The organism is Acinetobacter sp. NIPH 298, assembly GCF_000369505.1.
Classification (GTDB): domain Bacteria; phylum Pseudomonadota; class Gammaproteobacteria; order Pseudomonadales; family Moraxellaceae; genus Acinetobacter.
In genome coordinates this window covers 265,868-291,153 of record NZ_KB850055.1, presented here as the reverse complement: position 1 = coordinate 291,153, position 25,286 = coordinate 265,868, and the positions used below count along the sequence as shown (strand labels likewise).

The following is a 25,286-nucleotide window of genomic DNA, read 5'->3' as shown; positions in this document are numbered from 1 at the left end:
TTAACCTAAAAAAATACAGCATCTACCTCGCAATTGCAGATGCTGTATTTAGATTAGTTCGGGACTTTAGGCAAGCTTGGTAAGTATTCTGCTTTGATAAATTCTTTTGCGGCATAATATGGCAAGTTCAACTCACTCATCCCTTCTGCATAGGAAGCCAGCTCATACAATGGATAAACAAAGACAATACCATTTACACCATAGTAATAATTATCACTCACCTGTAATTGATCTTTTTTAATATTGTGCTCATCTAACCAATTTTGATTTGCAACATACAGCTCATCACGCAACTCTTGTTCCACACCGTCTTTGATCAATTCACTCACACTAATATGTTTTTTAGTCGCTAAATCAAAATTTACAAATTCTTGATGGTACATACCATGTGCTGCACCAGCGGGATAAGCATAACTATGAATGGAAAATGTCGCCAGATTGTAGTTCTGTCCTACAAAGCGCACATAAGTACTACTCTCACTTAAAGATGGTTCGCCTTCTGGTACTTTTACTTGTTGATCTGATAAATCAGCAAATGCATTCGGCTCTGCCTTCTTCATACGATTGATAAAATAATCATCAATCCACTGCTGATTGGTTTTTACGGTTTGAAGATCATAATTGGTACAACCATCTTCCAAACATACTTGCTGTTTAGGCAGTTTAACAGCCACCACTTGTGCCTGAATCAATGTAATATCGACTTTGTTTGTCGCGTCTGTCGCACTATTATTTTGCGGATCTTGCTTCGGTTGGCACCCTGTAAATACAATCACCGTAACAATAGAAAGTGCTGGAATAATTTTTGATAATTTTAACGGATTCATTGTCATACAAGTCTCAGATCTTTTAGCCCACTATACAAAGCTTTGTTCAGAGTTGAAATTAAGAAATGTATCTAGCAAAAAGCCGCAATAAATGCGGCTTTTTGCTGAGTTGATCAAAATGATCACTGATCAATAATATCTGTGCCTTTCGGTGGCTCAAAATTAAAGACCGAAGCAGGAATGGCTTGATTGACTTTTACATTACTAAAACGTACATACGTGGTTTGACCCAATGAATCTTGTAAAATCATCAAGTTTGGCGCTTTATTTGCACCAAAGCTAATGGTTAAACTCTGAAATGTACTATCTTCCTGTTTAGGGAACAATGTGTAATACAGCTTAGAGCGATCAGGCTGCGTTACTCGATAGGACTGCATGATCTGATTGGTATTACCCGATAATAACAATGCTGGGGTATTGGCAACTTGATCATCTAAATTTTGACGAATTGCCTGCTGCAAATCTGGATCATAAATCCAAACAGTTTTTCCTGACGTCACAATTGTTTGTTTAGAAGGACTGGTGATTTCCCAGAAGAATTTTCCTGGGCGTTCAACCTTCATCACCCCTTTAAAGGTTTGATTCATGTGTTGAGCAGTCAGTCCTTTTCTTTGTACAGCTTTATTATTGGTCACTTTGGTGGTTTGTTCAAAATCTGCAGTGAACCGTTGTAAGCTCGATAACTGCTGAACCAAACTTGTGGTTGCTTGCTGAGCCGATGCAGCGACAGGTGCAGCATATGACTGGGTCGTTACAACAGGAGCCAGTGTCATTGCACTAAGCGTTGCAGCATAAGCTATTTTTTTTACGAAATTCATAAAGTGAACCTTCTATCAAATTTCTACTGTAATGACGACATCTTACTGTTTTCAATCATGAAAAGAATGAAGAAAAGCATCGGTTTTGTGTAGTTCGTGTCGCAAAGTTCTGCATTATGTATGAAGTTGCAGCCTTTATGTAGATATTGTAATAGCAAAAATTTGATTTTGAATGACTAAAACAGCCCTACAACTTTTCCCATTCTTTAAGATAGTAGAAGTCATGGATAAAGAATAAACTAAACGCAATACGGGATTTTTTAGTCTAAAGACGACTCACTGGAAAAGTATAAATAATGAAAAGCCTCGCCTTTATCCATCGCAATGACACTCGATTTGCCATCGGGGACTTCTACCCTGCACTTTCTGTATTTTCTCACCATGAACTTGGCAATACCACATCGCCTTTTCTGTTACTGGACCATCTCGGACCCGGTCGTTTAGAGCCTAAAAGTAATAAAAAGGGTGTAAGTGAACATCCACATCGTGGTTTCGAAACAGTCACCTTTGTTTTCTCAGGTGAATTACAGCACATTGATTCAACAGGTAATCATGGGATTATTCAACAAGGTGATGTGCAGTGGATGACCGCTGCATCAGGTATACAACATATTGAAGAATTTAGCCCTGAATTTCGTGAGAAAGGTGGTTATTTCGAAATGCTACAGTTATGGGTCAACTTACCAGCAAAAGATAAAATGTCTGCGCCACGTTACCAAAGTTTATTAAATCAAAATATTCCTAAAATCTTATTTGAAAATGATGCTGGTTATGTCCGTATCGTTGCTGGTCAATATCAAAATACTCAAGGCATTGCCCAAACCTTTACTCCAATGAACGTGTTGGATGTACACCTTAAAAAAGGTCATCGAACTATAATTCCTGCGAGTCATGGTGATACCACGCTCATTTATTTGCGTAGAGGAAAAATTCAGTTCAGCGTAGACGAAGATATTTTAGAAGAACAAGCGATGGCGATGATGTCTAGCTTCGACACAGATGTTGAAATCACCGCTTTAGAAAATTGCGATTTTTTATTCTTATCAGCCCAGCCTCTACATGAACCGCTAAATGGGCATGGTTTTTTTGTGATGAATAACTATGATGAAATTTTACAAGCTTACGAAGACTTAAAAACAGGAAAGTTTGGGAAATATTCAAACGAAAACACATAAGTCCAAAAAGCAGTCATAAAAAAACCCGCAAATGCGGGTTTTTCTGAACGATTAAAGCTTACACTTCAACAGTTACATAGCGACGGCCAAATTGACCCTTCACTTCAAATTTGATCACGCCATCAGCAGTTGCAAATAAAGTATGGTCACGACCCATACCAACATTTGCACCAGCGTGGAATTCGGTACCACGTTGACGAACGATGATGTTACCAGCAGTCACAGTTTGACCACCGTACATTTTAACACCTAACATCTTAGGATTCGAATCACGACCGTTCTTCGTCGATCCACCGGCTTTTTTAGTTGCCATGTCTATTTACTCCTCGTGTTAGCCTGCGATACTCGTAATTTTCAACTCGGTAAACCATTGACGGTGACCTTGTTGTTTACGGTAATGTTTACGACGACGCATTTTGATGATGCGGATTTTGTCGTGACGACCATGGCCAACGATTTCTGCGGTTACTTTCGCGCCAGCAACAACTGGAGCACCGATTTGAATGCTATCGCCGTTTACAAGCATAAGTACGTCATCAAACGTAATCGTTGCACCAGTTTCAGCTTTCAATAATTCAACTTTAAGGGTTTCACCCTCAACCACACGGTGCTGTTTACCACCGCTTTGGATTACTGCGTACATAATGTACTCCAACATGCCCGTGTCGTCGTGCCGATAAAGGAAGATATCGAGCTTAAAACGAACGCCACTGGGGTATATAAGGGGACAAATTTTAAGTGAAATTTGATCAAACAACAAGTTATTTTGCATAAATGCACACATATACACGCATTATTTATTTTTTATAATAAAATCAAATAGATTGATGACACATTGTTTTGATTGATTCTTTCTGTGATTTGCAATACATTTTCAAAAAGTAAATATGACCAAAATGAACTCGGTTTATAGAGGGTCACACGCAGTGCCATCTCTGTATTGTCTGAGAAGCGTCCTGTTTGTGGCTAAATTAAGATCAGAAAATACATCGTCATGTTTTAAATGACAAATTACACCGTTGCTATCACTGTTTAGCAACAGATTACTTGGTACACTTACACCATTCACCCATCTATACGAGGCTCTTCTTCATATGGTCGTCGATTTCAAGCAAGACATTCTCTCCCCTGTTGCGACAGATTTTGCTGCGATGGATCAACTCATCAATGAAGGGATCAGCTCTAAAGTTGGCTTGGTTATGTCGGTTAGTAAACATGTGGTTGAAGCTGGCGGTAAACGTATGCGCCCAATCATGTGCCTACTCGCTGCTCGTGCCTGTGGTTTAGCCAACATGCAGCAAGCCCAACATTTGGCGGCTGTGATTGAAATGCTACACACCGCAACCTTGGTTCATGATGATGTTGTCGATGAGTCTAACTTGCGTCGTGGACGACCAACGGCCAATGCGACATGGAACAATCAGACTGCTGTTTTAGTCGGCGATTTCTTGATTTCACGTGCATTCGATCTTTTGGTCGATTTAAATAACATGACCTTGTTAAAAGATTTTTCGACAGGTACTTGTGAAATTGCTGAAGGTGAAGTGTTACAACTTCAATCACAACATCAACCAGACACCACTGAAGAAACCTATTTAAGAATTATTCACGGAAAAACATCTCGTTTATTTGAGCTCGCAACCGAAGGTGCTGCGATTTTGGCGGGTACAGAGGAATATCGTGAGCCTTTACGTCGATTTGCAGGTCATTTTGGCAATGCATTCCAAATTATTGATGATATTTTAGACTACACCTCTGATGCAGAAACATTAGGTAAAAATATTGGCGATGATTTGATGGAAGGTAAACCTACTTTACCGTTAATTTCTGCATTGGCTCACTCTACTGGTGAGGATCATGCGATTATTCGTCGTAGCATCGCTACTGGTGGTGTTGAACATTTGGATAAAGTCATTGAAATAGTGCACAACTCGGGCGGTTTAGACTATTGTCAAAAACGTGCCCAACAGGAAACGGACGCCGCTTTAGAGGCTTTAAAAGCGCTACCAGATAATGAATATCGCCAAGCATTGATCAATTTGACTTTAATGGCATTACATCGACTACAATAACTTTCTGAGTGTCCATGCATTTAAATTTATCTGATTTATTTTTAAAAATGCAGGAACAGCTTGATCAACCACAAGCTGTTCTTGACGAAAACCTGATTATTGAATTGGTCAATCGTTTACGCCCCAAAAATCCCAATGACGCTGAAGAGGTTAAACAGCGTCTTCAAGCTTTCGTCAGAATATTGTTACTTACCCCCACTTCCGCAACTTTATTACAAGACTTCATCGTCAGATTGATGAGTCAATACAAACAAATTAGCTTATATGCTGACAGCGGGATTTTATCTTTAGATGGCTTCTGGAATCAGTTAAGTCAACGTCTAGGCGCGCACTTCCTCCCTTTAGTAGAAGAAGGCAATCAACTCAGAACACTGATTGGAAAAGTTTTTCATCAAGAAAATGATCATGAGTGGTTAGAGCTGATTGAAAACCAAGATTGGGTTACGCTATTTAATTTAATTGGCGAAGGTCAAAGTAATACACTCGAAAAACAAATTTCTAAAAATGAACTGATTAAAGCCATTACGGTTTTGTCTTATCGGATTAGCGGTATTGGTCTATACCCTGAATTTATTAATGCTCAGCCCGATATTACCGAATATGAATCTCCGTTTTTGGCACAAAACCGAGACATTGTTGATTTTATTGAGAAGTATAAAAAACAAATCGACGACCAAGATGCAGTTGTGGTGCTTCCACCGCCAGATGCTTCTCAAGCCTTTGTAATGCTAGATCAGTGTCGTGATGTTGTACTCAAGATTCGTCGTGCCACGAGGCGAATTGGTGTCAGCATTAGTTTGACATATTTGCTTTCTTTATTAGAACAAGCCATAGACCGTATCGAACTGTTACTGAGCTTATTGGCCAGTAAAGATGAGGTTCGATATAAATCACTGGGCGAACTTCTAATCGATTTGACCAAAGCCCATTATGATGAAAAAAGTGTCCGACACTTACTTTCTTCTACCAGTGAACTAATCGCGCTGCAAGTGACTGAAAATGCCAGTAAAACAGGCGAGCATTATGTAAGTACAGACAAAGCTGGCTTCTTTGGCATGTACAAAGCGGCGGCTGGTGCAGGTGCAATCATTGCCATGATGGCAACCTTGAAGATATTAACCGCTCGGTTGGTACTCGCACCTTTTGCACATGCATTTTTGTATAGCATGAATTATGCTTTGGGTTTTATGCTGATCCATGTGTTGCATTTCACTGTTGCGACCAAACAACCAGCGATGACCGCAGCAGCACTGGCCTCGACCGTACAACAACAAAAAGGCAGTAAAACAGCACAGATTGCTGAGTTGGCAGCGCTGATTATCAATATTATTCGTACGCAGTTTATTGCGATACTTGGTAATATCTCGATTGCGATCCCTGTTGCAGCGCTGATCACTTTTTCATGGCAGTTTTACTTGGATGAACCTTTACTCAATCATGCCAAATCTGCAGCCTTACTACATAGCTTAAATCCGTTTACCTCGCTTGCAGTTCCTCATGCAGCAATCGCGGGCGTGTGTTTATTCTTTTCAGGTTTGATTGCGGGTTATTTCGATAATTTAGCTGTTTACCGAAATGTCGGTCCTCGATTAAAACAACACCGCCGTTTGAAACGCTGGATGGGACAACAACGACTCGACAAATTTGCCAATTATATTGAAACCAACTTAGGGGCTTTGGCTGGTAATTTCCTATTTGGGATCATGTTAGGCAGCATGGGAACGATTGGCTTTATTTTAGGTCTTCCTTTAGATATCCGTCACATCGCCTTTGCTTCGGCCAATTTCATTCAAGGTTTGATGACCATTGGATCACCTGATATTGGTTTAATCGTTGTGTCATTCTTGGGTGTTCTGCTGATTGGTTTAACCAACTTATTTGTGAGCTTTACCCTGACCATTATCGTGGCTTTACGTGCCCGTCGTGTTCGTTTTGCACAATGGAAACCTTTGGCGAATTTGGTCATGACGCATTTCCTCACTCGAACAAGTGATTTTTTCTGGCCACCTAAGCAACCTGTTGCCGTGGAAGAAAAAAGTACAACAGATAAAAAGTGAGACACTCATCAAATTTTGTTATATTTTTTTACTAAACCTTAAAAAAACATTGAAATAAATTATCATAAAATTTCAAGACTTGACCTAAAGTGTACTCAAGAGTACACTTTCAAACTTTCTATAGCCCTGAAAATGGTTATGCCAATAACGAGTTCCGCATGCCGTACCTATTACTTTGTATTGGTTGCTTTTTTTTAGTTTTAAGTGGGGTTGGATTGTTTTATCCAACCACATCAACTTTAGATCCATTGAGTATTCAAGCATTATTTGAGCATCGTTCAACTACATTGAACCATGCTGCTATTGTGCTTTCACTACTCGGCGGAATGCCATTTTTATTCTTTTTCACTGCTTTTTTGTGTGTATATCAAACTTGGATTCAAAACTATAAAAGTTTAATTTTTATCACATTGAGTATAAGTGGAAGTATTACGATTGGTTGGCTTCTGAAATGGAGCGTTGATCGAGCAAGACCTTTAGAGATTTACCACTTGGTCCAACCTTATGGCGCATCATTCCCAAGTGGCCATAGTCTTTATGCTGCAACCCTTGCGAGTTTAGTCATGTTGCTGCTGCAACAGCACAGATACCGTACTCCTGTCATTTTAGTATCTACTTTGTGGTTTATTATGATGGGGTTATCGCGAATTTATGCAGGGGTTCACTACCCGACAGATGTACTCGCTGGTTGGGGAATTGGGTTAATTTGGACTTCGTTGCTTTGGTTATGGCTGTATCAAAGCAATTTCAACAACAATTTTTTTAGATCCAAAATCTAAATTGAGGTGGAACAATGATGTCGGCAAAGCTTTGGGCACCCGCCCTCACTGCTTGCGCATTAGCAACAAGCATTGCACTTGTTGGTTGTAGCAAAGATCCAGAAGATGCACAGCAAGCTGCTGCTGCACAAAAAATGCCACCTACTGAAGTCGGTGTTATTGTTGCACAACCACAGAGTATTGAACAAAACGTTGAACTTTCAGGCCGAACCTCTGCGTATCAAATTTCAGAAGTTCGCCCACAAACCAGTGGTGTTATTTTAAAACGTCTGTTTACTGAAGGCAGTTATGTCTCTGAAGGTCAAGCACTATATGAGCTTGATTCTCGTGCTAACCGTGCGTCATTAGACACGGCCAAAGCTTCGCTCTTGCAACAACAAGCAAATTTAGCGTCTCTTCGGACCAAGCTAAACCGTTATCAACAACTTGTTTCTAGCAACGCTGTATCGAAGCAAGAGTATGATGACTTACTTGGCCAAGTGAATGTCGCTGAAGCGCAAGTTTCAGCAGCTAAGGCTCAAGTTAATAATGCTGAAGTTGATTTTGGTTATTCAACCATTCGCTCACCTATTTCAGGTCAATCAAGCCGTTCATCTGTAACAGCAGGTGCGTTGGTTACAGCGAACCAAGCTGCGCCATTGGTGACGATTCAACAACTTAATCCGATTTATGTTGATATTAACCAGTCTAGCGCCGAGTTATTGCGTTTACGCCAACAACTCAGCAAAGGCAGCTTAAGCAACAGCAACAACACCAAAGTAAAGTTGAAACTTGAAGATGGTTCAACCTATCCAATCGAAGGGCAACTTACTTTCTCTGATGCATCTGTTAACCAAGATACTGGAACAGTAACCTTACGTGCGGTGTTCTCGAACCCAAACCATTTGTTACTTCCAGGCATGTATACAACAGCGCAAATTGTTCAGGGTGTGGTTCCAAATGCTTATTTGATTCCACAAGCTGCAGTGACACGCTTACCAACAGGTCAGGCGACAGTGATGTTGGTCAATGCCAAAGGTGCGGTTGAAACACGTCCAGTCGAGACTGCAAATGTACAAGGTCAAAACTGGGTCATCACCAATGGGCTTAAAGCTGGAGACAAAGTGATTGTTGATGGTGTTGCTAAAGTGAAAGATGGTCAGGAAGTTTCAGCAAAACCTTATCAAGCTCAACCAGCAAATCCACAAAATGCAACCAAACCAGCTCAAGCAGAACAAAAAGCAACTGTGAAAGCATAAGGGGCAGATTGAATGGCTCAATTTTTTATCCATCGCCCCATTTTTGCATGGGTGATTGCACTAGTTATCATGTTGGCAGGTATTTTAACCTTGTCAAAGATGCCTATTGCCCAATATCCAACGATTGCTCCACCAACCGTTACCATTTCTGCAACCTATCCTGGTGCTTCAGCAGAAACTGTTGAAAATACGGTCACCCAGATCATCGAACAACAGATGAATGGTCTAGATGGCTTACGTTATATTTCGTCTAACAGTTCTGGTAATGGTCAAGCATCGATTGAAATCAACTTTGAACAAGGTATTGATCCTGATATCGCTCAAGTCCAAGTTCAAAACAAACTACAATCAGCAACGGCACTTCTACCTGAAGACGTACAACGTCAAGGCGTAACCGTCACAAAATCTGGCGCAAGCTTCTTGCAAGTGATTGCATTTTATTCACCAGATAATAGTTTGTCAGACTCCGATATTAAGGACTATGTAAACTCATCGATTAAAGAACCGATTAGTCGTGTTGCCGGTGTAGGTGAAGTACAAGTCTTTGGTGGCTCTTATGCGATGCGCATTTGGCTTGATCCTGCAAAACTAACAAACTACCAGTTAACTCCAAGTGATGTTGCGAGAGCGCTACAAGCGCAAAACTCACAAGTTGCAGTGGGTCAATTGGGTGGTGCACCTGCAGTTAAAGATCAAGTGATCAATGCTACTGTAAATGCCCAAAGTTTATTGCAAACCCCTGAGCAGTTTAAGAATATTTTCTTAAAAAACACTGCTGCTGGTGCTGAAGTCCGTTTAAAAGATGTTGCTCGTGTAGAATTAGGCTCTGATAGCTATGCGTTTAACTCAATGTTTAACGGGAAGCCTGCAGGTGGTCTTGCCATTAAAATGGCAACAGGTTCCAATGCACTGGATACCGCAGAAGCCGTTGAAGAACGTTTATCTGAATTACGCAAAAACTACCCTGCGGGTCTTGAAGATAAACTGGCGTATGACACTACACCATTTATTAAGCTATCGATTGAGAGTGTTGTTCATACTTTAATTGAAGCGGTGATCTTGGTATTTATCGTCATGTTCCTGTTCTTACAGAACTGGCGTGCCACCATTATCCCAACATTGGCAATCCCTGTTGTGGTATTGGGTACATTTGCTGTTATCAATATTTTTGGTTTCTCGATCAACACATTGACCATGTTTGCGATGGTACTGGCGATCGGTCTACTGGTCGATGATGCGATTGTCGTGGTTGAAAACGTCGAGCGTGTGATGACAGAGGAACACTCTGATCCTGTTGCGGCGACTGAAAAGTCAATGAAACAAATCTCTGGTGCGCTTGTCGGTATTACCAGCGTACTGAGTGCAGTATTCGTACCGATGGCTTTCTTTAGCGGAACCACTGGGGTGATTTATCGACAGTTCTCGATTACGCTCGTTACCGCAATGGTTTTATCTTTGATTGTTGCGTTAACCTTCACTCCTGCCCTGTGCGCCACACTATTGAAACAGCATGATCCAAATAAAGCACCAAGCAATAATATCTTTGCTCGCTTCTTTAGATGGTTCAACCGTAGCTTTGAACGCGTTTCACATAGCTATCAAAACGGCGTGAGTCGTATGCTGACTGCTAAGTTTTTCTCTGGCATTCTGTATGTAGCCGTGATTGGTTTATTGGTGTTCATGTTCCAAAAACTTCCGTCTTCATTCTTACCAGAAGAAGATCAGGGTGTGGTCATGACGCTGGTTCAATTACCGCCGAATGCAACACTTGATCGTACCGATAAAGTCATTGATACCATGACTGACTTCTTTATGAATGAAAAAGAGTCTGTCGAATCTATCTTTACCGTTTCTGGTTTCTCGTTTACAGGCGTGGGACAAAATGCGGGTATTGGCTTTATTAAGTTAAAAGATTGGGCTAGTCGTTCGACACCAGAGACGCAGATTGGTGCACTTATTCAGCGTGGTATGGCACTCAATATGATCGTCAAAGATGCATCATACATCATGCCATTACAGCTTCCTGCTATGCCTGAATTGGGTGTTACTGCTGGCTTTAACTTGCAACTGAAAGACTCTGCGGGTCAAGGTCATGACAAACTGATTGCGGCACGTAATGCAGTTTTAGGCTTAGCTTCGCAAGACAAACGACTGGTTGGCGTACGTCCAAATGGTCAAGAAGATACACCTCAATATCAAATCATGATCGATCAGGCACAAGCTGGTGCAATGGGTGTCAGCATTGCAGACATCAACAGTACCATGAGCATGGCTTGGGGTGGTTCTTATATCAATGACTTCATTGATCGTGGTCGTGTGAAAAAAGTTTATGTCCAAGGCGAGGCAGACAGCCGCATGATGCCTGACGACCTGAACAAATGGTATGTTCGTAACAGCTTAGGTGAAATGGTTCCATTCTCAGCGTTTGCGACAGGAAAATGGACTTATGGTTCACCGCGTCTTGAGCGTTATAACGGTGTTTCATCGGTGAATATTCAAGGAACACCTGCGCCAGGTACAAGTTCTGGTGATTCCATGAAAGCTGTAGAAGAAATTATTGCCAAGCTGCCATCGATGGGCTTAACAGGTTTCGACTACGAATGGACAGGTTTATCACTTGAAGAGCGTGAATCAGGTGCTCAAGCGCCATTCTTATACGCGCTTTCATTACTCATCGTTTTCCTTTGCTTAGCCGCATTGTATGAGAGTTGGTCTATTCCATTCTCAGTATTACTGGTTGTACCACTCGGCATCATCGGTGCAATTTTGTTAACTTACTTTGGTATGGTACTGAAAGATGATCCAAATCTTTCGAATAACATCTACTTCCAAGTCGCGATTATTGCCGTGATTGGTCTTTCTGCAAAGAATGCGATCTTGATCGTAGAATTCGCAAAAGATCTACAAGAACAAGGTGAGGAGCTGCTTGAGGCCACGTTGCATGCAGCAAAAATGCGTTTACGTCCAATCATTATGACCACCCTTGCCTTCGGTTTCGGTGTACTTCCACTCGCGCTTTCTTCTGGCGCTGGTGCTGGTAGTCAGCACTCAGTGGGTTACGGTGTCTTGGGTGGCGTAATTTCCTCAACACTTTTAGGTATCTTCTTTATCCCAGTGTTCTTCGTGTGGATTCGTAGTATCTTTAAGTACCAACCAAAAACTACAAACATTCAGGAGCATAAATCGTGATGCAAACAGTATGGTCTATTTCAGGTCGTAGCATTGCGGTATCTGCACTTGCGCTTGCTTTGACTGCATGTCAAAGCATGCGCGGCCCAGAACCGGTCGTGAAAACCGATATTCCAGAAAGCTATGCATATAACAGCGCTTCTGGTACTTCTATTGCTGAACAGGGTTATAAGCAGTTCTTTGCTGACCCTCGCCTGCTTGAAGTGATTGATTTAGCTTTGAGTAACAACCGTGACTTGCGCACAGCAACTTTAAATATTGAACGTGCGCAACAACAGTATCGAATTACACAAAACAACCAACTCCCAACGATTGGGGCAAGTGGTAGTGCGATTCGTCAAGTTACCCCTACCCGTGATCCAAATAACCCATATTCAACTTATCAAGTTGGTTTGGGTGTGACCGCTTATGAGTTAGATTTCTGGGGCCGCGTCCGTAGTTTAAAAGATGCTGCGCTCGACAGTTATCTTTCGACCCAAAGTGCGCGTGACTCAACACAAATCAGTTTGATTAGTGAAGTGACACAAGCATGGTTAAGTTATTCATTTGCGACTGCAAATTTAAAACTTGCAGAACAGACCTTTAAAGCGCAACTCGACTCTTATAACCTGAACAAAAAGCGTTTTGATGTCGGCATCGACAGCGAAGTACCTTTGCGTCAGGCTCAGATTTCAGTTGAAACTGCGCGTAATGATGTTGCAAATTATAAAACTCAAATTGCTCAGGCAAGCAACTTGTTGAATCTGTTAGTAGGTCAACCTGTACCGCAAAACCTATTACCTAAGCAACCTGTGCAACGTGTTACGCAGCAAAATGTATCTTCTGCTGGTTTACCGAGTGATTTACTCAATAACCGTCCTGATGTTAAAGCTGCGGAATATAATTTAAGTGCTGCAGGTGCAAATATCGGCGCTGCAAAAGCGAGATTATTCCCGACCATTAGTCTGACAGGTACCGCTGGCTATGCATCAACCGATTTGAGTGATCTTTTCAAATCAGGCAATGCATCATGGTCAATCGGACCAAGTCTCGACTTACCAATTTTTGACTGGGGCACTCGTAAAGCCAATATCAAAATCTCTGAAACTGATCAGAAAATTGCACTGTCTAACTATGAAAAGTCTGTACAGTCTGCGTTCCGTGAAGTGAATGATGCACTGGCAACACGCGCCAATATCGGCGAACGCTTAACGGCTCAACGTCGTTTAGTTGAAGCAACCAATACCACCTATAAACTATCTAATGCTCGCTTCCGTGCAGGTATTGATAGCTACTTAACCGTATTGGATGCTCAGCGTTCCGCATATTCAGCAGAACAAGGTTTATTGTTGTTACAACAAGCTGAACAAAACAATCAGGTTGAGCTGTATAAAACACTGGGTGGCGGGTTAAAAGCCAGCACAAATGAAACAGTGGCACCGCAACTTTCGAGTTCTGAAAAGCATTACACACCATAATCTTTCTTATTTTCAAGAAAAGCTCACTTCGGTGGGCTTTTTTATTGCAAGCATGCTCAATATTTCTTATCTTCAAGGGGAATGTCTAATGGTATAAAAAATACGATGTTATTAAGTAATTTAGAATCAGTACCCGGTCATGAGATTTTACGTCAAATTGATGTTGTTTATGGCAGTACAGTCCGCAGTAAACATGTCGGTCGAGACTTTCTCGCAGGTCTAAAAAATATTGTCGGGGGAGAGTTAACGGCCTATACCGAATTGTTAGAAGAGTCTCGCCAAGAAGCGATGCAACGTATGGTTGAGAAAGCAAAAGGCTTAGGTGCCAATGCTGTCGTCGGGATTCGTTTTTCGACATCGAATATTGCGCAGGGTGCTTCAGAGCTTTTCGTCTATGGCACTGCTGTGGTGGTACAACCGATTGTTCCAAAACTCCCAGATCCATTTAGTTCATAGGAAAATGCAATGGATGGCTTAATTTTTCAAATTGTCATTTTCCTGATTCTCTTTTCTGTAGGTTGGGGCTTTGGTCGTTATAACGAACAAAAACATTTGAGAGAGCTAGATGAAAAAGAGCGCTTATTGGCCGATATTCAATTGGATAGCCGTCGATTTGCAAGCAGCGAGCATGCTGGGCATTTAATTAGCAGCAATGTGGTCATTTCACATGATTATTTTAAATTCATACTTGCATCGATTAAAAATATCTTAGGTGGCCGCTTAATCAGTTATGAAAGTGTCGTCGAACGTGCTCGTCGCGAAGCGATTGTCCGCTTAAAACAACAAGCTAGATCCATGGGAGGCAATCAAATTTTAGGCGTGCGCCTCAGCACCACTGAAATGGGAATGCAAGGTGGAATGGTTGAAGTGTTTGCCTATGGCACAGTCATTATCAAGCCTCATTAAAAAAATGTCCTGTGCAATTTCAATTGGACAGGACATCCACCTTACGCTGCAAAAATCGCTTGCCAATAGTGATAGATTTTTTCCTCACCATCCTCTAATTTAAACGCATAAGACATCTTGCGAGTTTCAATAATTTCAAAATCTACAGGATGCTTGAATATCGCCCCTGCATAAGCGAAAGTGTGGTATTCACCATTTTCACCACATACATCAACCTCTGCGGGCATTCGCTCAATTAAGGCTGCATCAATATCTTGCCCAATAAAACTGTCATCTAGCTTGGTCGCATCGGTCACAATAATTTTGGTCCGAATCCCAGAGGCTAGAAAATCCTGCATCACTTCAGTTGAGTTGAGATTCCATATCGGTTCAACCACTTCAATCCCTAAAGGATGTAAACGATCTTCTCGATATTTGCGTACATCACTGAGGTAAATATCCCCAAAGATAAAATGTTGAACGCCCTGTGCTTTAAAATGATTGGCAGCATCCTGCATCCGCTGTTCATAGATATTTATATCTTTGGGCAACAGCACTGGGTACAACGGAATCCCAATACTTTCAGCTTGCTTTTCAAGCAGTGCATGTGGAATGGCATGCATCGAAGACAATTCAGTTTCTTCATTGACCGTTGTTAATAACGCAACAACTTCGAACTCATTTTGCTGCAATACAGCATAAAGGGCTAAAGCTGAATCTTTTCCGCCACTCCAATTAAAGACTGCTTTTTTACGACTACTCACACTTATTTCACTTTGCTTTTACGAATCATTTTGTACAACAAACTTGGTGACAAGCGCGATACCAACACACCCAGTTGCTCTTTTTTACCGCCGACCACAATATACTCTTCACCAGCCATCAGCGAGGCAACCACACGTTCCGCAAAAATATCAGCATCTAAGCCATTTTCAATCGCTTCGTCCTGATGACCTTGTGGCTTCCCTTGACCATTTAAGGCATTGAAGGAAACATTGGTTTTGACAAAACCCGGGAAAACCACCGATACGTCAACTCCATCTTTAGCCACTTCAGCACGTAAGCTATTTGCCCACATGTGAATAGCGGCTTTGGCAGCAGAATAACTCGCGCGGTATTGCGTACCCAACAAACCAGCGACACTCGAAACAAAGACCACACGACCTGATTTTTGCTTTAGAAAAGTCGGCAATATCGTTTTGGTCAAGAACACTTGAGAGAAATAATCTACTTCCATGATGGTGCGTTCAGCTTGCATGGTGGTGTCTTGAATCAAAGCGCGCTGGCTCAGTCCAGCATTATTGATGAGCCAATCAATACGTCCTTTACATGCCAAAACTTGCTCATAAGCATGGCGAACTTGTGCTTCATCGGTAATATCAGCGGCAATTGAAATATGTTGCTCAGGCTTCAATAATCCAATGCGAACAGCTTCTAACTCGTCATAACGACGTGATGTCAACACCACTTGCGCACCTTGCAAAGCACATTCACGTGCCAAGGCTTTGCCTAAACCAGAAGATGCTCCGGTAATCCATACCACTTTATTTTCAAGCGTTTTAAGCTTTGCCATATTTCTACCCTCCGTCCGCTGGGTGACGCATAAATTTTAGGAAATAATCAACATAGGTTACCGCCACTTGCTGATCGAGTTGAGTGGCTAACTTTTCTAAACGTTTATAACCTAGATGCGTGGTCATATTGATCACGCCATTTAAGGTTTTATCGACCACAAAATTGAACTTTAAGCATTTTTTAGGCTCACGAATTAAGTGGGTAACACCGACATCAATCACTTCCGTCAATCGTTTTAATGCATTCGCGACTTCACGACTATCGCCTTCAGCGAGTTTCTGTCCCGAGGCGATCACCTGCTGAGCAAGCTGTTGCTCTACAGGATAAGTCATGTAAATCTTGTCATCTTCGATTAAAAGTGTTTTCGATAAATACTCTACCAAAGGGACTAAACGTTCATTGCTAAAAAAAGAAATCGACCAAGGCATATATTTTCGAATCGCTTCTAATATTTGCTGAATGACTTTTTCAGATTCACCTGTTTTTGAGTGCTGTTGGTTTTCGTTTAATAGCACCATGAAGACTTGTTCAACCACTTCACAAGCCATTTCAGACAGAACACTGCCCAATGCATTTGCCTGACTTTCTTTGCTTGCTTGCAATAATTGTGTCCGAATATGGGCAAATCTGGCGTATGTATCCGCATGAATATTTAAAAAAACGGCGGTCTTCATCCTCACAACCTTAATTTTTGAGTTCCATAAAAAAAAGACTTGTCAAAACAAGCCTTTTATCAAATTAAATGATCTTTTCTATCGTTTTGGCTCTTCATTACCGACTTTAGCACAACCTAATTCGGTTCTGTATGCATAAGTGCCAAAAAATGGTTCACACATGCTGTTGCCGCGCCAGTGTCGACCTGCGTTCCCATTTTCTCTAAACGCTTATAACTCAATTGTACGGTCATATTAATAACCCCACTTAATGTTTTATCCACCACCCGATTAAAATTCAGACATTTCTTCGGTTCACGAACCAAATTGGTCACACCCAAATCGACGATCTGAATCAATGTTTGAAAAACATCCATCATATCCTTGATTTCATTTTGTTTTAATTGTTCTACTAAGGTATGTACCTGCTGTACCAATTGCGGGTCTATCGGATAAGAAACATAGACTTGATCATCGTGATATTTGATCATATCGGAAAAATAATTGGCAAAAGGACATAAACGATCATTGCCAAATAAAGCAATCGACCACGGCATATATTTGCGTACGGCACCCGTGATTTGCTGAATGACTTTTTCTGATTCTGCTGAATTTTGTTGGGTCAAATGGGATGGTTTACGGTTTTGAATCAGTAAAACCGAGAATACTTGCTCTACGATGTCACATGCGATCTCGGAAAGCACCTCCCCCAAAACACGGGATTGGCTTTCATTACTGCCCGCATTTAATTGTTGACGGATCGACTCAAACTGCCCATGGGTAACGTCGTTAATTTTCAAAAGAATTGAATAACTCATATGAACCATCCCTTTATTTAAGTTTTTAGCATTGTTATTTTGTTGTTTTATGCATCATCATTATTTAATTATGTGATCCAATATACATAAACTTAACGTTTTATTCGTAAAAAACCAACGCATTTCGTCGGCTTGTTGCCACTTTGTGAAGTTATTTAATGAGATAAGCTTTGGCATCAGTGAAATGACAACAGATTCGACAGATTTTTGCTACAATAGACACAATTTTTTATTCTATTTTGATCTTCTGTACTATGACTGACGCTCAATCTGCTCAAAATATCGCAACCACTTACGATCCAACTGAGATCGAGAAAAAATGGTACCAAACTTGGGAACAAAAAGGTTATTTCAAACCGTCAGGTCAAGGTGAATCATTCTGTATCATGATTCCACCGCCGAACGTCACTGGTAGCTTGCATATGGGGCATGGTTTTAACAATGCCATCATGGATGCACTGACCCGCTATAACCGTATGTCAGGTAAAAACACCTTATGGCAACCAGGTACAGACCATGCAGGTATCGCAACGCAAATGGTGGTTGAACGTCAATTGGGTGCTCAGGGTGTTAGCCGTCATGACTTAGGTCGTGAAAAATTCATCGAAAAAGTTTGGGAATGGAAAGAACAATCAGGCGGTACAATTACACGTCAAATCCGTCGTCTAGGTTCTTCGGTAGATTGGTCGCGTGAACGCTTCACCATGGATGAAGGTTTGTCCAATGCAGTGAAAGAAGTCTTTGTAAAACTACATGAAGATGGTTTGATTTATCGTGGTAAACGTCTCGTTAACTGGGATCCTAAGTTACAAACTGCCCTATCCGACTTAGAAGTAGAGTCTGATAAAGAAGAAGCAGGTTCATTGTGGCACTTCAAATATTTCTTTGAAGACAAATCACTGCGTACGCATGATGGTAAAGATCACATCGTGGTTGCAACAACGCGTCCTGAAACATTATTGGGTGATACCGCGGTTGCCGTGGCGCTTGATGATGAACGCTATTCGCACCTTGTGGGTCAGAACATTATCCTGCCAATCACAGGTCGTGCAGTTCCAATCGTTAAAGATGAATATGTCGATAAAGAATTCGGTACAGGCTGTGTAAAAATCACCCCTGCACATGACTTCAATGACTATGAAGTCGGTAAGCGTTGTGAACTCCCAATCATCAATATCTTCAATAAAAATGCAGAAGTATTGGCTGAATTTGAATACATCGCGAAAGCAGGCGAGCAAATCTCTAAAACTATTGCTGCTCCTGCGGACTATATTGGTTTAGAGCGTTTCGTAGCACGTAAGAAACTGGTTGAACAAGCAGAAGCTGAAGGTTGGTTAGACCAAATTCAACCTTATACGTTGAAACCACCTCGCGGTGACCGTTCAGGCGTGATCGTTGAGCCATTATTGACGGATCAATGGTATGTAAAAATTGCGCCATTGGCTGAGCCTGCGATTAAAGCGGTGAAAGATGGCGACATTAAATTTGTACCTGAACAGTACAGCAACATGTACATGGCGTGGATGAACAATATCCAAGACTGGTGTATTTCACGTCAGCTTTGGTGGGGTCACCGTATCCCAGCTTGGTACGATGCTGAGGGCAACATTTATGTGGGTCGTGACGAAGCTGAAGTACGTACGAAAAACAACATCCCTGCTGATGTTGCATTAAACCAAGATGAAGATGTACTCGATACATGGTTCTCATCAGCGCTTTGGACGTTCTCAACTTTAGGTTGGACGGGCGATGCCAAGAAAGATGCGGAAAACTATTTCCTCAAGACTTTCCACCCAACAGATGTATTAGTGACGGGTTTTGACATCATCTTCTTCTGGGTTGCGCGTATGATTATGTTTACGATGCATTTCATGAAGAATGAAGATGGTACGCCACAAGTACCGTTTAAAACGGTTTACGTTCATGGCTTAGTCCGTGATGGCGAAGGTCAGAAAATGTCGAAGTCTAAGGGTAACGTACTAGACCCACTCGATTTGATCGACGGTGTCGACCTTGAAGACCTCGTACAAAAACGTACTACGGGTTTGATGAATCCAAAACAAGCAGCGAAGATTGAAAAAACAACGCGTAAAGAATTCCCAGAGGGTATTCAAGCTTACGGTACGGATGCAGTTCGTTTCACATTCTGTGCGCTTGCTAATACAGGTCGTGACATTAAGTTCGATATGAAGCGTGTTGAAGGATATCGTAACTTTGCCAACAAGATCTGGAACGCAACCCGTTTCGTGATGATGAACTGTGAAAACCAAGAAATTAGTTCTGAAATTCGTCAAGATCTTTGGGAACTGCCTGAACAGTGGATCGTAAGCCGTCTGCAAAAAGCAGAAGCTGCGGTACAACAAGCCTTTGCGACTTACCGCTTAGATTTGGCTGCACAAGCAATTTACGAGTTCATTTGGAATGAATATTGTGACTGGTATGTTGAGTTAACCAAACCTGTTCTGAACGATGAGAATGTCTCTGCTGAGCGTAAAGCAGAAGTTCGTCGTGTACTCCTTGCGGTGATGGAAGCGTCTTTACGTCTTGCACATCCGCTGATGCCGTATTTGACTGAAGAAATTTGGCAAACACTTGCACCGAAACTTGGTATTTCAGGCGAAAGTATTATGCTTGCGCAATACCCTGTTGCGAACCCTGAGCGTGTAAACGAACAGGCTGAAGCTGATATGCATTGGCTACAAGGTTTAATCGGTGCTGTGCGTAATATTCGTGGTGAAATGGGCTTGGGTAATGCGCGTTTACTACCAGTTTTATTGCAAAACACTTCTGATGTTGAGCGTGAACAAATCATTCGTATCGAAGCGTTGTTTAAAGCACTCGCAAAAGTTGAAAGCATTGAATTCTTAACCAAAGATCAAGAACCACCACTTTCTTGCTCTAGCGTTGTCAGCCATGCTTCGGTATTTGTACCGATGAAAGGCTTGATTGATCCTAAAGCTGAATTAGGTCGTTTGCAGAAAGACTTAGACAAAGTTCAAAAGCAACATGATCAAATCGCTGGAAAATTAGCAAATGAAGGTTTCGTAGCCAAAGCACCTGCGGCTGTGGTTGAAGGTGAAAAAGTTAAACTTGCTGAGTTTGCTGATCAGTTAAGCAAAATTAAAGCAAGTATGGAGCAAATTGCTGCGCTGTAAGGTATTGTAATCTAAAAATTAATATGTAATATAAAGGGCTGATTATTCAGCCCTTTATAGTATTATCATGAAATATATACAAAAAATTGAAGGAACGACTAAAGGTCTCTCCTCAAAAATTAATATCCCTCTAAATGGGCGAAATCTTATAATTACCGGTCAAAATGGTGTTGGGAAAACATTTTTTCTAAATCAAGTAAATAATACTATTACAAAAGAATTATTATCTAAGATAGCATCACTCTCTGAAGAAAGTTTCAAAGCAAAAAGAACTTTTATGCTTAGATTAAATTCAATACTGGATCAAAATCCGCAATTAAACTCTATAATAGATTCTGTAGATTTAAAAAAACTCATTAGTTTAAGCAAAAACAAAAGCGAATTTAATGTAAAAAATAATAATCAATTTTACACAATATCAAAAAGTATTTTAAATGATATATACATGTTTAACAAAAATAATATTTATACAAGAAATAGATACTCACATGATATAAATACAAATAATATTATCATAGACTCAAACAGCAAATATATAGATCATATATTCCCAGAACACATTACAGATAGTCTATTCGAAAAAAACATATTATCCGAAACACATGATTTAATTTATAATTTAGAAAAAATGTCGAATATCTTAAATAATTTTGACATTTTCACTACTATTGGAAGCGATCTAAAAGTTAAAATTGAAAGTATTGATGAATTAAATAGAGATATTCGATCAACTAAAATAACATTCAATTATTTTTCAGCATTTAGACAAACTCAAATTACACATTCAACAAATACGTGCTCATTAGATGATTATATAAACAGTGCAAAAACTGGCTATGATACAAATCTTAGTCAAGCTTTTGAACAATATCTGGTAAACATCAAAATAGAGCGATCATTAGCAATAACAGAAAAATCTGATTACTTATATGCTAAAAAAATTGATCAATGGTTTAAGAAACTTGATAATGATTTAAAGTTCATCTTCGAAGATGATTCAACTTCATTGAATTTTGATCATAAAACAAAAAAGTTTTTAATAAACCAAACTCAAAAAATCTTCAACTTTCAAAACCTATCTTCTGGCTATTCCTCAATATTTACCATTTATACTGAATTACTTATGCGGTCGCAATTATTAGATATCTTACCTGATGAGTTAAATGGAATTGTTTTAATTGATGAAATAGATGCACATCTTCATATCTCATTACAAAGAAAAATTTTTCCTTTTCTCATTAAATCTTTCCCAAATATTCAGTTTATTGTAACAACCCATTCACCATTTGTTATTACTTCTGCAAATAATGATACGGTCATATTTGATTTAACCGATGGAAGTTTTATTGATGAAAATCTAAGTACCTATTCTGTAGAAGCAATAACTCAAGAACTTTTTCATGTTCATACAGAATCATTAGATTTAAAAAAAACCATAGATTATATATATGAGAATTTAAATAGTGAAAATGTAAATTTTCAAACCTTAAGTAATGAGTTAAAAAAATTACAACCATACAAATCTAAATTAAACATTGAAGCAAAAAATATTTATATGCAGGCTTTAAATTTTTTAATTGATAATGATGAATTAGGTGATCTTGATGTTTGAGATTACACGCTCACTACCTGCTCCAACAGACCTATCAAGAAATAAGTATAATACTACTCAAATTCTTGATGCACTTTCTGAAATATGTCACTCGAAATGCTATTTATGTGAAAATGACAAAGTTCAAGAAGTTGAGGTAGAACATTTTTTACCACATGCCAAACATCCAACACTAAAGTTTGAATGGGATAATTTATTTTATAGTTGTAAAAGATGTAACCGAATTAAAGGGGACAATTACGAATACATTTTAAATCCTTGTGATGTTAATCACAAAGTTTTTAGAAACTTGAGATTCATTCCTCCATCAAGAGTTAATGACCCTATCCTCATAGAAAATTTATGTCCTTCTAGTGATCCTTATTACCCAAATGCTATAACTACTGTTGAATTATTAAAAAAATGCTTTAATGATGTTTCTACTGCGGCTAGAAGAATCAGTAGACGTGAACTCGTTAATAACCTTTTAGATGAATTAAATGATATTTTAGTTATTCGGAGTAAATTGAAATCCAAAAAGCTTTCTAATTTTGAAGAAGAGCAAGAAATACAGAGATTAATTAAAATGATATCCCCAAACTATGCATTTTCTGCTTTTTGGCGTTGGTACGTTTTAGATGATGAAACACTTAATTCCAAGATGAGCTCCTATATTAATTTTTAAAAACCTGAATATACCCCTCTCCTTCTAGGAGAGGGGTAGAGAAAGCTTATAAAACCCCATGCTCCAATAACATCTCAACCCCACTCACCTTCTTCATATACTTTAAGTATTCCTTTTCCCATTTCAACTGCTGCTTTAACTCAGCACAGTCCGCATCAATCGCTTTATACACATCACTAATATGTAGATGTTCAGCTTTTATTTTTTTCGCCAACTGAAAAGAATCTAAAATCTCTTCTATTTGACTTTCAAGCTGCTGACTTTGTGCATCCAAAGCCATTTTATAAAACTTCACTTGTTCGGCAGATAACTCTTTCGCCCCTACCCCCTTATTCTGTTCAAGCTGTAACTGGAGCTTCAGCAAATAAAACAAATCCTGCTGTTCATAGGCTTGACTTGCCTGTTGGAATAACTCAGTTTTTTCCTCTTTCTTGGTTTCATCTTGCTCACGGTCAGGATGAATCATGGCAGCAATTTTTAAATACACGGTTTTCAAGGACTGCGCTGCCATTTGCTGAGCTTGTTCACGTTTCTGTTGTTGTCTCAGTTGTTTGGCTTGTTCACGAGCTTGTTGTTGTTCCGCAGCATACTGTTCAAATTCATCTTGTTCTAATTCTGCACTTTGCTCAAAACTTTCATTTTGTTCAAACTTGACTGACTGCATCTTCTTAGTCTTTTTAATCGATTGTTGTGCATGTTGCTGATAAAAGCTATCGATTTGCTGTACGAGCTTTAACTGTTCATCAGTCAACATCTGAGAGCGTTTCAACATGTGCGCAAGTTGGGCAATTTTCTCATCCAGTTGTTGCATATCGGCTTTGGAAAACTCATGCTGTTGTAATAACATCCAAAGTTGATCTAACTGCTGAAACAGGATTTCATGCAGTTCGCTATATATAGGCATCAACTTTTGCCGTGTATGCTGTTGAATCTCGGCTTGGGCATTTTGCCATGTGGCAAGACTGATTTTTTGCTGTTCGATTTGATCAATCAGCCGATTCAGCTTTTTCTGCTGTGCAGACGGCTCAGCTCCTTGCTGTAAGCTGACTTTGAGATCAAAGGACATGCTCATCCACCTGAAAATGAAAAAGTGTAGCAACAATCAAACGAGGAAGGTAGTAAACCTCCCTTTATGTATGAAACAGCATATTATTTTTAAAAGAAGCCAAAGTGGCTAGCTGAAGTATTCATCGCTTAAGATATCCACCATATCACCAATGGCAAGGTCACGGCAGCACATAAGGTCTGAAAGCTAATCACGGCAGCCATCAGCTGGCTATCCCCACCCAACACCTTTGTTAAAATATAAGCCGCTGAAGCCGTTGGTAAAGCAAAGAACACCACTAAAATTTGAGTTTGTAAACTTGGCAAACCGAACCATGTACATACGAGAAAAGCCAATGCAGGTACAGCCAAGAGTCGGGCAAAAGTATCAGCTAATAACACCACAATATCTTTTTTGATCTGCATAAACTGTAAAGCCGCGCCAACACATAACAAACCTAATGGCAAACTCGATGCAGAAAAAAGCTTGATCAAACTAGAAAGCCCATCCCAAATCGGAATACTTAATACATTAACTAATCCACCCACGATACAAGAAACAATCAATGGATTTTTCAGCAACGCGATCAAAACAGGCTTGATCGCCATCTGCTCTTTGGTGGTTAAAGCCAGCACTGAAATCACATTGACCAATGGAATACAAAGCGCCAGTAAAATCACCAAAATCGCCATCCCTTCTTTTTGAAAGAGAGAGGCAACCAATGCCAAACCGATATAAGTATTAAAACGCACCATACTTTGGACATGCACCCCAAAACGCGCGGGCTGAATATCCCAAAACATCCGTAATACATACATCACAGCCGTGACCGTCAGCACCACGATCAACATCGCAACAACAGCGCTACTCAAGCTGTGCAAATCAATTTTTGTGGTGGCTAAAGTATTGAATAATAAAGCTGGAAATAAAATATAGTAATTTAACTTCTCTGCCCCAGCCCAAAACTCTTTACTCAGAAAATTATATTTTTTAAATAGATATCCTGATGCAATGAATGCAACCAAAGGAAACAGGGCCAGAACAATATTACTCATTACTTTACTCAGCTTTTATTTCTACTGTTCATTGGCGTTTTTACAATGAACCCAACACGCCATTTATTAAAGATGATTTGCTCACATATTAAAACCTGTTTTTCCTGCTCATAAACCCAATATGATTTTTGAAGCCTAGAACATCGTACTTCCGTTTCTCATTCAAGCGTTGCAATGTTGCACGGCTCATTAAAAATAGCGCAAGCTGCCTG

General features: G+C 40.1%; 21 protein-coding genes and 1 pseudogene. 12 read left to right on the top strand and 10 right to left on the bottom strand.

Annotated features, from left to right (window positions below):
* Window positions 1-53 precede the first annotated feature (53 nt).
* Both F903_RS06285 and lolA read right to left on the bottom strand, forming a co-directional pair.
* Window positions 54-833: an RsiV family protein gene (locus F903_RS06285; protein ID WP_005195539.1), complete on the bottom strand. Its 780-nt coding sequence runs from the start codon at window positions 831-833 to the stop codon at window positions 54-56.
* 116 nt (window positions 834-949) lie between these two features.
* Complete coding sequence (gene lolA, locus F903_RS06280; RefSeq protein ID WP_005195537.1) at window positions 950-1,645, bottom strand: outer membrane lipoprotein periplasmic chaperone LolA; 696 nt, start codon at window positions 1,643-1,645, stop codon at window positions 950-952.
* Between the two features lie 296 nt (window positions 1,646-1,941).
* Between lolA and F903_RS06275 the strand changes: the two genes are divergently transcribed.
* The gene (locus F903_RS06275; RefSeq protein ID WP_005195536.1) at window positions 1,942-2,820 is read left to right on the top strand and encodes a pirin family protein; all 879 of its coding nucleotides are present in this window, start codon (window positions 1,942-1,944) and stop codon (window positions 2,818-2,820) included.
* 58 nt (window positions 2,821-2,878) lie between these two features.
* Here the strand turns inward: F903_RS06275 and rpmA are convergent, their stop codons facing one another.
* A complete protein-coding gene (gene rpmA / locus F903_RS06270) occupies window positions 2,879-3,133 on the bottom strand; it encodes a 50S ribosomal protein L27 (RefSeq protein ID WP_004669246.1) in 255 nt (84 codons plus the stop codon).
* 18 nt (window positions 3,134-3,151) lie between these two features.
* Entirely contained in the window at window positions 3,152-3,463 is a 312-nt protein-coding gene (gene rplU / locus F903_RS06265) for a 50S ribosomal protein L21 (protein ID WP_004669248.1), read from the bottom strand.
* Window positions 3,464-3,914: 451 nt separating this feature from the next.
* Here rplU and sdsA point away from each other — a divergent pair, with 451 nt between their 5' ends.
* The 8 genes and pseudogenes from sdsA to F903_RS06225 all read left to right on the top strand — a co-directional run bounded on the left by sdsA (window position 3,915) and on the right by F903_RS06225 (window position 14,518).
* Window positions 3,915-4,892 carry an All-trans-nonaprenyl-diphosphate synthase gene (gene sdsA, locus F903_RS06260; protein WP_004669250.1) on the top strand — a complete coding sequence of 326 codons (978 nt, stop codon included), beginning with the start codon at window positions 3,915-3,917 and terminating at the stop codon, window positions 4,890-4,892.
* 14 nt (window positions 4,893-4,906) lie between these two features.
* Complete coding sequence (locus tag F903_RS06255; protein ID WP_005195533.1) at window positions 4,907-6,949, top strand: site-specific recombinase; 2,043 nt, start codon at window positions 4,907-4,909, stop codon at window positions 6,947-6,949.
* Window positions 6,950-7,107: 158 nt separating this feature from the next.
* Window positions 7,108-7,753 (top strand): annotated as a pseudogene (locus tag F903_RS06250) (phosphatase PAP2 family protein); the annotation flags it as partial.
* Complete coding sequence (locus F903_RS06245; RefSeq protein ID WP_004669255.1) at window positions 7,743-8,966, top strand: AdeA/AdeI family multidrug efflux RND transporter periplasmic adaptor subunit; 1,224 nt, start codon at window positions 7,743-7,745, stop codon at window positions 8,964-8,966. The pseudogene F903_RS06250 and the gene F903_RS06245, both read left to right, overlap by 11 nt.
* A gap of 12 nt (window positions 8,967-8,978) precedes the next feature.
* Complete coding sequence (gene adeJ / locus F903_RS06240) at window positions 8,979-12,155, top strand: multidrug efflux RND transporter permease subunit AdeJ (RefSeq protein WP_005195531.1); 3,177 nt, start codon at window positions 8,979-8,981, stop codon at window positions 12,153-12,155.
* Window positions 12,155-13,612 (top strand): multidrug efflux RND transporter AdeIJK outer membrane channel subunit AdeK, encoded by a 1,458-nt coding sequence (adeK, locus tag F903_RS06235; protein ID WP_005195530.1) that lies wholly within the window; start codon window positions 12,155-12,157, stop codon window positions 13,610-13,612. The genes adeJ and adeK overlap by 1 nt, the downstream gene beginning before the upstream one ends.
* A 105-nt stretch (window positions 13,613-13,717) precedes the next feature.
* On the top strand, window positions 13,718-14,068 hold the full coding sequence (locus F903_RS06230; RefSeq protein ID WP_034594934.1) for a YbjQ family protein: 351 nt from the start codon (window positions 13,718-13,720) through the stop codon (window positions 14,066-14,068).
* A gap of 9 nt (window positions 14,069-14,077) precedes the next feature.
* Window positions 14,078-14,518 (top strand): YbjQ family protein, encoded by a 441-nt coding sequence (locus tag F903_RS06225; RefSeq protein WP_005195529.1) that lies wholly within the window; start codon window positions 14,078-14,080, stop codon window positions 14,516-14,518.
* Window positions 14,519-14,559: 41 nt separating this feature from the next.
* Here the strand turns inward: F903_RS06225 and F903_RS06220 are convergent, their stop codons facing one another.
* The 4 genes from F903_RS06220 to F903_RS06205 all read right to left on the bottom strand — a co-directional run bounded on the left by F903_RS06220 (window position 14,560) and on the right by F903_RS06205 (window position 17,543).
* Window positions 14,560-15,267, bottom strand: coding sequence for a Dph6-related ATP pyrophosphatase (locus F903_RS06220; protein WP_171065259.1), 708 nt, complete (start codon window positions 15,265-15,267; stop codon window positions 14,560-14,562).
* The gene (locus tag F903_RS06215) at window positions 15,264-16,070 is read right to left on the bottom strand and encodes an SDR family NAD(P)-dependent oxidoreductase (RefSeq protein ID WP_004669268.1); all 807 of its coding nucleotides are present in this window, start codon (window positions 16,068-16,070) and stop codon (window positions 15,264-15,266) included. The genes F903_RS06220 and F903_RS06215 overlap by 4 nt, the downstream gene beginning before the upstream one ends.
* Before the next feature lie 4 nt (window positions 16,071-16,074).
* Entirely contained in the window at window positions 16,075-16,746 is a 672-nt protein-coding gene (locus F903_RS06210; protein ID WP_005195524.1) for a hypothetical protein, read from the bottom strand.
* A gap of 116 nt (window positions 16,747-16,862) precedes the next feature.
* Window positions 16,863-17,543, bottom strand: coding sequence for a hypothetical protein (locus tag F903_RS06205; RefSeq protein ID WP_005195522.1), 681 nt, complete (start codon window positions 17,541-17,543; stop codon window positions 16,863-16,865).
* A 254-nt stretch (window positions 17,544-17,797) separates the two neighbouring features.
* On the opposite strand from F903_RS06205, the gene F903_RS06200 reads away from it, so the two are divergent.
* From F903_RS06200 to F903_RS06190, 3 genes are all read left to right on the top strand, one after another.
* Complete coding sequence (locus F903_RS06200; protein ID WP_005195521.1) at window positions 17,798-20,698, top strand: valine--tRNA ligase; 2,901 nt, start codon at window positions 17,798-17,800, stop codon at window positions 20,696-20,698.
* A gap of 67 nt (window positions 20,699-20,765) precedes the next feature.
* Window positions 20,766-22,310 (top strand): AAA family ATPase, encoded by a 1,545-nt coding sequence (locus tag F903_RS06195; protein ID WP_005195520.1) that lies wholly within the window; start codon window positions 20,766-20,768, stop codon window positions 22,308-22,310.
* A complete protein-coding gene (locus tag F903_RS06190) occupies window positions 22,303-22,974 on the top strand; it encodes an HNH endonuclease (protein ID WP_005195519.1) in 672 nt (223 codons plus the stop codon). The genes F903_RS06195 and F903_RS06190 overlap by 8 nt, the downstream gene beginning before the upstream one ends.
* A gap of 46 nt (window positions 22,975-23,020) precedes the next feature.
* Here F903_RS06190 and F903_RS06185 read toward each other — a convergent pair whose 3' ends face one another.
* Window positions 23,021-24,040 carry a hypothetical protein gene (locus tag F903_RS06185; protein ID WP_005195518.1) on the bottom strand — a complete coding sequence of 340 codons (1,020 nt, stop codon included), beginning with the start codon at window positions 24,038-24,040 and terminating at the stop codon, window positions 23,021-23,023.
* 128 nt (window positions 24,041-24,168) lie between these two features.
* Window positions 24,169-25,074 carry an AEC family transporter gene (locus F903_RS06180; protein WP_005195517.1) on the bottom strand — a complete coding sequence of 302 codons (906 nt, stop codon included), beginning with the start codon at window positions 25,072-25,074 and terminating at the stop codon, window positions 24,169-24,171.
* Window positions 25,075-25,286 lie beyond the last annotated feature (212 nt).